10 protein-coding genes are annotated in these 9,478 nt (G+C 73.1%); 4 read left to right on the forward strand and 6 right to left on the reverse strand.

Translation table 11 applies throughout. The features are described 5' to 3' along the window. Positions 1-84: 84 nt before the first annotated feature. The 3 genes from AB0G63_RS29940 to AB0G63_RS29950 form a co-directional block, all read right to left on the reverse strand. Positions 85-657, reverse strand: a complete 573-nt coding sequence (locus tag AB0G63_RS29940) for a histidine phosphatase family protein (protein ID WP_360756501.1) — start codon at positions 655-657, stop codon at positions 85-87. Between the two features lie 182 nt (positions 658-839). Next, positions 840-1,277 (reverse strand): GNAT family N-acetyltransferase, encoded by a 438-nt coding sequence (locus tag AB0G63_RS29945; protein ID WP_360756471.1) that lies wholly within the window; start codon positions 1,275-1,277, stop codon positions 840-842. A 75-nt stretch (positions 1,278-1,352) separates the two neighbouring features. After that, entirely contained in the window at positions 1,353-2,786 is a 1,434-nt protein-coding gene (locus tag AB0G63_RS29950) for a PLP-dependent aminotransferase family protein (protein ID WP_360756474.1), read from the reverse strand. Between AB0G63_RS29950 and AB0G63_RS29955 the strand changes: the two genes are divergently transcribed. Both AB0G63_RS29955 and AB0G63_RS29960 read left to right on the forward strand, forming a co-directional pair. Continuing rightward, on the forward strand, positions 2,785-3,732 hold the full coding sequence (locus tag AB0G63_RS29955; protein ID WP_360756476.1) for a DMT family transporter: 948 nt from the start codon (positions 2,785-2,787) through the stop codon (positions 3,730-3,732). The genes AB0G63_RS29950 and AB0G63_RS29955 overlap by 2 nt on opposite strands. Before the next feature lie 98 nt (positions 3,733-3,830). Then, the gene (locus AB0G63_RS29960; RefSeq protein WP_360756479.1) at positions 3,831-4,031 is read left to right on the forward strand and encodes a DUF1918 domain-containing protein; all 201 of its coding nucleotides are present in this window, start codon (positions 3,831-3,833) and stop codon (positions 4,029-4,031) included. Between the two features lie 37 nt (positions 4,032-4,068). Here the strand turns inward: AB0G63_RS29960 and AB0G63_RS29965 are convergent, their stop codons facing one another. Beyond that, on the reverse strand, positions 4,069-5,274 hold the full coding sequence (locus AB0G63_RS29965) for a family 10 glycosylhydrolase (protein WP_360756504.1): 1,206 nt from the start codon (positions 5,272-5,274) through the stop codon (positions 4,069-4,071). Between the two features lie 227 nt (positions 5,275-5,501). Here AB0G63_RS29965 and AB0G63_RS29970 point away from each other — a divergent pair, with 227 nt between their 5' ends. Together AB0G63_RS29970 and AB0G63_RS29975 are read left to right on the forward strand one after the other, a co-directional pair. Beyond that, complete coding sequence (locus tag AB0G63_RS29970) at positions 5,502-6,377, forward strand: 3-hydroxybutyryl-CoA dehydrogenase (RefSeq protein WP_360756482.1); 876 nt, start codon at positions 5,502-5,504, stop codon at positions 6,375-6,377. A gap of 270 nt (positions 6,378-6,647) precedes the next feature. Beyond that, positions 6,648-6,905 carry a hypothetical protein gene (locus AB0G63_RS29975; RefSeq protein ID WP_360756485.1) on the forward strand — a complete coding sequence of 86 codons (258 nt, stop codon included), beginning with the start codon at positions 6,648-6,650 and terminating at the stop codon, positions 6,903-6,905. Between the two features lie 23 nt (positions 6,906-6,928). Here the strand turns inward: AB0G63_RS29975 and AB0G63_RS29980 are convergent, their stop codons facing one another. Then, complete coding sequence (locus tag AB0G63_RS29980) at positions 6,929-7,474, reverse strand: NUDIX hydrolase (protein WP_360756488.1); 546 nt, start codon at positions 7,472-7,474, stop codon at positions 6,929-6,931. Positions 7,475-7,566: 92 nt separating this feature from the next. Beyond that, a complete protein-coding gene (locus AB0G63_RS29985; protein ID WP_360756491.1) occupies positions 7,567-8,907 on the reverse strand; it encodes a transcriptional regulator in 1,341 nt (446 codons plus the stop codon). Between the last annotated feature and the right edge of the window lie 571 nt (positions 8,908-9,478).

Consider the following 9,478-nt stretch of genomic DNA (forward strand, 5'->3'; position numbering starts at 1 on the left):
CCCCAACGACGCCGGCTACCAGGCAATGGCCGACGCCGTGACCCTCTCCGCCCTGGGATGAGCCCGAGGCCGGCCCCGCCGCCGCTAGGCCCCGCCGAGGCGGAGGTTCCAGCGGCGGGCGTGACCGGTGACGGTGACGGCCGACAGGGGGCGCACGTCGATGTTCCAGTAAGCCGACGGCGGCGCCTTCAGGGCGTACAGCAGGGCGGCGCGGATCACGGACGGTTCGGCCACGGCGACGATGCGGCAGCCGTCCTCGTAGGGCCGGGTGTCGAGCCAGCCGCCGACGCGGGAGACGAAGGCCAGCAGCGACTCGCCGCCGTGCGGGGTGGCGTGCGGGTCGGCCAGCCAGGCGTCCACCAGCTCCGGCTCGCGGGCCATCGCCTCGCCGAGCGTCAGCCCCCGCCAGCGCCCCATGTCGCAGTCTCGCAGGGCGAGTTGGACGAGCGGCGCGTAGCCGAGGGCGTCGCCGGTGGCGCGACTGCGGGGCGTGGGCGAGCAGTAGCGCAGCTCGGACGCCGCCAGCGGGACCAGGGCGGGGGCGGCGCGCTGCACCTCGTCCCAGCCGGCCTGGTCCAGCGGGCGGTCGTCCTCGAAGCGCTCGGCGAGCGGCGGGGAGCTGCGCGCGGCCGCGACGAATGTGACCCTCAGCTGCATGCGGCGATGGTGAGCCGCGGGAGTGGGCAGGTCAAGAGACGTTACCTACGAGTCACCCAGGGTGCGTGAACCTTCACGTCCGGGTCGGCATCTGCCGGACAAGTCGCCCTCCCGGTCGGATGGCTCGCTCTCCGGCGGACGGCTCGCCCTCCGGTCCGACGGCTCGCCATCCGGCGGACGGCTCACTCGAAGGCGAGCACCATCCACTGCTCCGGCCGCTCCAGGGCGGTGAAGCCGACCTTCTCGTACACCCCGTGGGCGTCGTGTGTGGCGAGCAGGAGGCGCCGCAGCCCGTACGGGAGCAGCTGCTCGCGCACGGCCGCGACCATGGCGGTGCCGATCCCCTTGCCCCGCACGGACGGGTCGACGTAGACATCGCACAGCCAGGCGAAGGTCGCCCGGTCGGTGACGACCCGTGCGTACGCGACCTGGTCCCCCGACGCCCTGTCGTACACGCCGAAGTTCAGCGAGCCCTCGATCGCCCGGTCCAGCTTCTCCCGCGGCCGCCCGAGCGCCCAGTACGCGTCGGTGGACAGCCAGCGGTGCACGCGATCGACGTCGACACGTCCGGGATCGGCGGAGAACTCGTAATCGTCGGGAAGGCTCGGGATGTCGTTCATGGCGGGAGAGTCACAGGCCGGGCTCCGCTTTGTCGAACCGTTTTCCCGACATCCCCGCCGCACGGCCCCGATGCGCTACAGCACCTCGTCCGCGGCGGTCCGCAGCCGCCGCACCCCTTCCGTGATCTCGCCGGCGCCCGCCACCGCCGCGAAGCTCAGGCGCAGGTGGCCGGCCGGGGGCTCGGCGCCGAAGTACGGGCGGCCGGGCGTGACGGCGACGCCGGAGCGGAGGGCGGCGGCCGTCAGGGCCGCCTCGTCCGTGCCGTGGGGAAGGCGCAGCCACAGGTGGTAGCCGCCCGACGGGATGTGCGGCAGGGCGAGCCGGGGCAGCTCCCGGCGCAGGGCCGCCGTCATCACGTCGCGGCGGGCCTTCAACTGTGCCGACAGGGACCGCAGATGACGCGGCCAGGCGGGCGAGCCGACGAGTTCGAGTGCGGCCTCCTGCAACGGCCGCGACACGAAGAAGGTGTCGACGATCTGGATGGCGCGCAGGCGTTCCAGGACCGGACCGCGGGCGGCCAGGGCGCCGACCCGGAAGCTGGGCGAGGTGGCCTTGGTCAGCGAGCAGACGTGGACGACGACGCCGTCGGGATCGTCGGCGGCGAGCGGCCTCGGCAGCTCTCCCGCGTCCTCGTGCGCGAGCCGCCGTACGAAGTCGTCCTCGACGACGAACGCGCCGGCCTCCCGGGCGGTCCGCAGCACGTCGGCGCGGCGCCCGGGCGCCAGCACGGCGCCCGTCGGGTTCTGGAACAGCGGCTGGCAGACGAAGACACGGGCCCCGGTCGCCCGGAAGGCGTCGGCGAGCAGGGCCGGCTTCACCCCGTCCGGGTCCACGGGGACGGGGACGGGCCGCAGCCCCGCCGCGCGGGCGATCGCCAGCATGCCGGGGTAGGTGGGCGATTCGACCAGCACCGGCGCCCCGGGCGGGGCGAGCGCGCGCAGGGCGGTGGTCAGCGCCGACTGGCCGCCCGCGGTGACCAGCACATCCGCGGCGGTGACCGCCGCGCCGATGCTCCGCGCGAACCACTCGCGCAGCTCCGGCAGTCCCTCCACCGGCGGCCGCCCCCAGGCGCCGGGCCGGCGTCCGGCGCGGGACAGGGCCGCCGCCATCGCCCGTTCCGGCTGGAGCGAGGGATGCAGGTAGCCGCCGTTGAACTCGACGACGCCGGGCGGCGGGCCGGCCAGCGAGACCAGCACGCCCGAGGCGTCCACCGTGCGCGGGACGAGGTCGGTGGCGCCGTCCGCGCTCAGTGCCACCTCCTGCCACGAGGTGTCCCCCGCGGCGACGGTGCTCGCGCGTGGCTGCGCCCGGAAGGCTCCGGCGCCGGGCCGGGTGACCACCAGCCCCTCGGCGGCGAGCTGGGCGAGGGCCCGCGAGACGGTCACCGGACTGACCCGGAAACGCTCGACGAGCGCCCGACTGGAGGGAAGCTTCCCTCCAGGAGAGTAGCGGTCCAGCTCCTGTCGCAGCCGTTCCGCCAGTTCACCCACACTGCTACGCTCTTGCATGAGAGCACAGAGTAGCGCTACTGCGGCAGCGTCGATAGCGGTCGGCACCTCCGCGACAGCGGCGGGGGCGGCGGCACCGGCCGCGGCGGACCGTCGCGTCGGCACCTTGCAGGCCGCCCTCGGCGTCGTCGCCTTCTCCCTCACCTTCCCCGCGACCGCCTGGGGGCTGGAGGGCTTCGGGCCCTGGGCGCTGGTCGCCGTCCGCAGCGTCCTCGCCGCACTGATCGCGGGCGGCTGCCTGCTGGCGCTGCGCGTGCCGGTGCCGGGCCGGGCGCACTGGCCGGGCCTCGCGGTCGTCGCCGGCGGCGTCGTCGTCGGCTTCCCGCTGCTGACGACGCTCGCCCTGCGGACGTCCAGCACCGCGCACGCGGCCGTCGTGGTCGGCCTGCTCCCCCTCACCACCGCCCTGCTGTCCGCGCTGCGCGTCGGCGTCCGCCCCTCCCGGACGTTCTGGGCGGCGGCGGTCGCGGGGGCGGCGGCGGTGGCCGTGTTCACCGCCCAGCAGAGCGGCGGCGCGCTGACCGCCGCCGACCTGTACCTGTTCGCGGCGCTGCTGGTGTGCGCCGCGGGCTACACCGAGGGCGGCCGGCTGGCCCGGATCATGCCGGGGTGGCAGGTCATCGGCTGGGCGCTGGTGCTGTGCCTGCCGCTGAGCGTGCCCGCCGCCGTGGCCGCCCTGGCGCTGGAGCCCGCACACCTGACCGCGCACAGCGTGGCCGGACTGCTGTGGGTGGCGGCGGGCTCGCAGTTCCTGGGGCTGGTCGTGTGGTACCGGGGCATGGCCGCGGTCGGGATCCCCAAGGCGAGTCAGTTGCAGTTGGCGCAGCCCCTGCTCACACTGGTGTGGTCGGTGCTGCTGCTGGGGGAGCACCTGACGGTGGCCGCTCCGCTGACCGCCGCGGCGGTGCTCGTGTGCATCGCCGTGACCCAGCGGGCCCGGGGCTGAGGGCCGCCGAGGGCTTGGCCCGCTTCCCGCCGGCATCCCGCGCCCTGGACCCAGGGCCACGGAACCGCCGCTCCGCACCATGTGAGGAGGCCGCACAGATGCGTGCAACCGAGGGCGACCAGCTTGTCCAGCACGGCAGGGTGGTCGGCCAGCAGGACAAGGTCGGCGAGATCGTCGAAGTGATGGGCCAGGAGGGCAATCCTCCCTACCGCGTCCGTTTCGAGGACGGGCACGAGGGCGTGTGCTCACCCGGCCCCGACACCGAGATCCGCCACCGGGAGCACCGCGAGAACCGGTAGAACCGGTAGAACCGGGAGAACCGGGAGAACCGGTGGATCAGCGCGGGGGCATCGCCGGCTGTGTGTAGTGGTCGGCGACGACCCGCGCCATCGCCCCGATCGGATCGGCCGCCACGTCCTTGGCGGCGAAGAAGACGTGCCCGCGCACCTGCGGATGCTTCCTGGCCAGCGCCAGGTGCCGGGACAGTTCCGCCGGGTCCTGCCAGGCGGCGGGCTGCGCGGGGTCGCCCGCCTTGTACAGCGCCTCGCCCAGGTACAGCCTCGTCGCGGTGTTCCGCGCCACGTCCGCCCACCAGGACACCAGCGTGGCGTAGTCGGCGGCGGCGAACCCGATGTTCCAGTACAGCTGCGGGCAGATGTAGTCGATCCAGTTCTCCCGCACCCACTTCCGCGTGTCCGCGTACAGGTCGTCGTACGTCTGCACGCCCGCGCGCGTGCCGGAACCGCGGGAGTCCGTCGCCGCGTTGCGCCACACTCCGAAGGGGCTGATCCCGAACTGCGTGGCGGGCCGGATCAGCTTGATGCCGGCCGCGGTCTCCTCGATCAGCTTGTCGATGTTGGCGCGCCGCCAGGCGGCCCGGGTCGCGTAGCCGGCGCCGTGGCGGTCGTAGGCGGCCGTGTCGTCGAAGGTCCGGCCGGCCACCGGGTAGGGGTAGAAGTAGTCGTCGAAGTGCACCGCGTCGACGGGGTACTTGCGCACCGCGTCCAGCATGGCCTCCTGGACGAAGGCGCGGACCTCCGGCAGTCCCGGGTTGTAGTACAGCTTCCCGCCGTACGGCACCACCCAGTCAGGATGCCTGCGCGCGGGGTGCGAGGCGGCCAGCCGTGCCGGGTCGGTGTGGTTGGCGACGCGGTAGGGGTTGAACCAGGCGTGCAGGGCGAGACCGCGGGCGTGGGCCTCCTCGACCGCCGTCCCCAGCGGATCCCAGCCGGGGTTCCCGCCCTGGGTGCCGGTGAGGTACTGCGACCAGGGCTCGTACGACGACGGCCACAGCGCGTCGGCGGTCGGGCGCACCTGGAGGATCACGGTGTTGAGGCGGTCGCGGACCGCGCGGTCGAGGTGGGCGATCAGCTCGGCGCGCTGCCGCGCGGCGGTCAGCCCCGGCCGCGAGGGCCAGTCGCGGTTGGCCACGGTCGCCACCCACACCCCCCGCACCTCCCCGGCCGCGCGCCGCCGGCCGCCGCCCGGACCGCCCGTCGTCGCTCCGGCCGCCGCACCGCCCGCCGTCGCGCCGCCCGCCATGAGCGCCGACAGGGCGGTCACCGTGAACGCCCGGCGCGACCAGGGTGCTGTCCTCCGTGTCCTCACTGCTGCCTCCGTGCGTCTGTCTCCGTGCGTCTGTCTCCGGCGCCGGGCCGCCAGGCGGCACCCCGGTGATCGATCAACGATCGCCGAAGGTAACGTGCAGGGTCGGAGCAGGGACCGAAACACGGCAGACCTGCCACGGATGGATCAGTGAAGGGGACGATGTGACGGACATCCCGGCTGGAGACATCGCACGCGTCGGAGTGGTGGGCTGCGGCCAGATGGGAGCGGGCATCGCCGAGGTGTGCGCCCGCGCCGGACTGGACGTGAAGGTCGCCGAGACCACCGGCGAGGCCCTGGAGATCGGCCGCACCCGGCTGTTCGGCTCCCTGGCCAAGGCCGCCGAGCGCGGCAAGATCAGCGAAGCGGAGCTGGCGGCGACGCAGGCCCGGCTGAGCTTCACCACCGACCTGGGCGAGTTCGCCGACCGCGACCTGGTGATCGAGGCCGTCGTGGAGAACGAGCAGGTCAAGACGGAGATCTTCCAGGTGCTCGATCAGGTCGTGACCCGGCCCGACGCCATCCTGGCCTCCAACACCTCCTCGATCCCGCTGGTGAAGCTGGCGGTGGCCACCTCGCGCCCCGACCATGTCATCGGCATCCACTTCTTCAACCCGGCCCCGGTGCAGAAGCTCGTCGAGCTCATCCCGGCGCTGACCACCTCCGAGGGCACGCTCGGCCGGGCGCAGCTCTTCGCGGAGAAGCTGCTCGGCAAGCACGCCATCCGAGCCCAGGACCGCTCGGGGTTCGTGGTGAACGCGCTGCTGATCCCCTACCTGCTCTCGGCGATCCGGATGTTCGAGTCGGGCATCGCCAGCCGCGAGGACATCGACAACGGCATGGAGCTCGGCTGCGCCCATCCGATGGGCCCGCTGAAGCTGTCCGACCTGATCGGCCTGGACACGGTGGCCTCGGTGGCGCAGAGCATGTACGAGGAGTACAAGGAGCCGCTGTACGCCGCTCCCCCGCTGCTGCAGCGCATGGTCGACGCGGGCCGGCTGGGCCGGAAGTCCGGCTCGGGCTTCTACGTCTACGGCTGACACACGTCTACGGCTACAGCTACAGCTGACACACGTCTACGACTGACACCGCGTACGGCGGCTGCACAGTGCCCGTTGCAGGGTGGCGGTCACACAGTGCGACGACCATGGGCCCGGCACTCTTCCGAGTGCCGGGCCCACGCATTTCACACACCGTGTGCGCACCGGGCACGCATATGCCCCACGCACACTCTCCCCACGCGCCCACCAGGCGAGTTCACTCATCATGCGCATGCAAGGGATGTGCCGACTACGGAAAGGAGCGGACTCGTGACCGCCGACCCGGAGCATCCCGTGGTCCATGGAGAACTCGCAGAGTTACGCCGGCGCCTCGACGTGGCGTACGCGCGCGTCGAGGGTGGGCTGGCTCTGCTCAGTCACCGAACGGAGGAGACGGACAAGGAGGTCGACGAGCTGAGCGCCCGCATCGTCGCCCTGGAGCACAGCCGCTGGCCGTTGCCCGCGGTCGCGGCGCTGACCGCGGTGGGCGCGCTGGTGGTGGCGATCTGGCAGGCCCTGGGCCGCTGAGGGACCAGGACCCGGTCGGGGGATCAGGGCTGGGCGTCCTGCCCGAGCCTGAGATGGTGAAGGAGCAGTAACGCGGCTGCCATGTTGGCGGCCGGGACCTCACCGCGGGCGACCATGTCCGGGACGAGCTTGAGGGGAACCCATTCCCGGCGGTCCGACTCGAAGTCGTCCACGGGGTGCCCGACGTACTCTCCCTCGTCGGCCCAGTAGATGTGGTGCCGGGCGTCGGTGAGGCCGTTGGACGGTTCCACGCTCATCAGGTGGTACAGGGGCCCCGGTCGCCAGCCGGTCTCCTCCTCCAGTTCCCTGGCGGCCGCACGGGATACGTCCTCGCCGTCCTCGACGACACCCGCCGCCAGTTCCCACCCCCAGCTGTCGGTGATGAAGCGGTGGCGCCACAGCAGCAGCACCTCGTTGGCCTCGTTGACCACCGTGGCGACGGCGACCGGCCGCAGCCGGATCAGGAAGTGATCGAGATGCCGGCCGTCCGGCAACTCGACATCCGCGAGATTGACGCTGAACCAGCGGTTTGAGTACACAGTCTGTTCGTTCTGTTTCGTCCACTGCACGGTTCTGCCACCTTCCTTTGGGTAAGGGGCAATATCGCAGCAGGGGCGAGGACTGTCGGTGCTCCGGAGCCCGAGCCCGTCCGCGGACCGGACTACAGCGGCACCCGCAGCGCGCCGTCGATCAGCTCGGCGGCCTCGGAGGTACCCGTGCAGCCGTTGCGCACCAGGTGGTCGCGCACCGCGCGGAGTCTGTCGCGCAGCCGCTGGGACTCCATTCCCCGGGCCTGTTCGGCCATCTGCACCGCCGTGGCCACCGCTTTGTCGGCGTTCCCCCGCCGCAGTTCGATCGTGCTGAGCATGGCGAGCCGGTGCACCCGCCCCCGGTCGTGCGCGGGGTTGTCCACGGCCGCCGCGGCGTGCTCCCCCGCGGCCGTGAGTTCCCCGAGGCTGAGCAACGCCTCCGCCACCTGCACGTTGACCAGGCCCGGCTGGACATAGCCGGTCTCGTCGGGTTCGTGCCCGCGCCGGATCCGTTCGGCGGCCTGCTCGGCACGCCGGATGCAGGACAGCGCGCTCGTGCCGTCGCCGAGGTGCGCGTACGCCTTGGCCTGCATCGCGTAGAGGTCGGAGGCGAGCGCCGGGGTGATGTGCTTGCCGGCGGCGCGCAGCGCGGCCTCCGCGAAGGCGACGGCCTGGCGGTACTCCCGCATGAACAGCGACTGGTTGACCAGCAGCGCGATCACATAGGCGCCCAGGCCGCGGTCGCCGCTTGCCTTGGCGAGCCGGAGCGCCTGGTGGAAGTAGCGCTGGGCCAGGCCGTGGGCGTCGGAGTCGTAGGCGCAGATGCCGGCGATCGCCACCAGGCCGCCGGTGGCGCGGTGCAGCTGGCGGCCGGTGGCGTCGGTGTAGCTGCCGCGCAGCAGCGGCGCGGCCTCGGCGTTGAGGAAACCGACGATGCGGCTGCGGGTCGCCATGCCGCCGGCCTTGCGGTACATCTGCTCGTAGTGGGTGCGGGCGGCCCGCAGCATCTCGATGTCGGAGGACGTGACGCGGTGCCGGCCGCCGCGCGAGACGTCGACGTCCTCGGGCGGGTTCTCCCACTCCCACACCGGCATGACGGCGGGCGTGCCGGTGACCGCGGGTGCGCCCAGGATGTGCGGGCGCTGCTGTTCGTCGGAGCGCCACAGGGCGGTGGCGCGCTCGACGAAACCGGACAGGGAGGTGCCGTGCGGTGCGGACGGCTCGCCGGGGACGCCGAGGCCGATGTCGTCGAGGGTGACGGGCCGGTGCAGCCGGGCGGCCAGCACCTCGCAGATGAGGTCGGGCACCTGGCCGCGGGGCCGCTGTCCCTTGAGCCAGCGCGCCACGGCGGTGTGCTCGTACCGGAGCGCGAGTCCGCGCGCCAGGCCCGCGTGATTGACGTGTGCGGCCAGCCCCGCGTGCGAGATCCCGGCCTCGTCCAGGATCGCGTCGAGCAGAGTGTTGGGCTGCATGGATGCCCCCCGGGTGCCTCGGTGCCGACAGAGTAGTGCCAACCCCTTCACACGGGGTGTGAACGGAGTGCCCGGATCCGCAGTGTGTGCACGCTGTCGCGGAGAGTTTCCGGCCGGTTGACTGAACTGCCTCGCAAGAGGCCGGCCGGGCCGCCGGCTCCCCCTCGTACCAGTGCGGCGGCCCGTCTCCACGCCGTCCGCCCAGCTGCCTGCCCGACACTCCGTGGCGGGGCGGACGGCTCGCCGGCGGCGGCTGAGCGGTGCGATCGGCGCCCGCTTCCCCACCGCGTCATCTCAAAGGTGCGCTGTCGGCTGCGGGCTCATCGTGGCCGGTCGCGCAGTTCCCCGCGCCCCCGGAGGGCGACTCCCATGCGGGCCCCTCGAACGCAGGCGGACCAGCTGCCGGCGGCGGAGCGGTGCGATCGGCGCCCGCTTCCCCACCGCGTCATCTCAAAGGTGCGCTGTCGGCTGCGGGTCCGTCGTGGCCGGTCGCGCAGTTCCCCGCGCCCCCGGAGGGCGACTCCCATGCGGGCCCCTCGAACGCGGACGGACCGGCCTCGAAAGGCCGGTC

Origin of the sequence: Streptomyces sp. NPDC020996 (assembly GCF_040641355.1) — a bacterium.
Classification (GTDB): domain Bacteria; phylum Actinomycetota; class Actinomycetes; order Streptomycetales; family Streptomycetaceae; genus Streptomyces.

Excerpts from the sequence above, each read along its gene's own strand:
- AB0G63_RS29940 (WP_360756501.1), bottom strand. The coding sequence starts at position 657 with ATGCAGCTGAGGGTCACATTCGTCGCGGCCGCGCGCAGCTCCCCGCCG.
- AB0G63_RS29945 (WP_360756471.1), bottom strand. The coding sequence starts at position 1,277 with ATGAACGACATCCCGAGCCTTCCCGACGATTACGAGTTCTCCGCCGAT.
- AB0G63_RS29955 (WP_360756476.1), top strand. The coding sequence starts at position 2,785 with ATGAGAGCACAGAGTAGCGCTACTGCGGCAGCGTCGATAGCGGTCGGC.
- AB0G63_RS29950 (WP_360756474.1), bottom strand. The coding sequence starts at position 2,786 with ATGCAAGAGCGTAGCAGTGTGGGTGAACTGGCGGAACGGCTGCGACAG.
- AB0G63_RS29960 (WP_360756479.1), top strand. The coding sequence starts at position 3,831 with ATGCGTGCAACCGAGGGCGACCAGCTTGTCCAGCACGGCAGGGTGGTC.
- AB0G63_RS29965 (WP_360756504.1), bottom strand. The coding sequence starts at position 5,274 with ATGGCGGGCGGCGCGACGGCGGGCGGTGCGGCGGCCGGAGCGACGACG.
- AB0G63_RS29985 (WP_360756491.1), bottom strand. The coding sequence starts at position 8,907 with ATGCAGCCCAACACTCTGCTCGACGCGATCCTGGACGAGGCCGGGATC.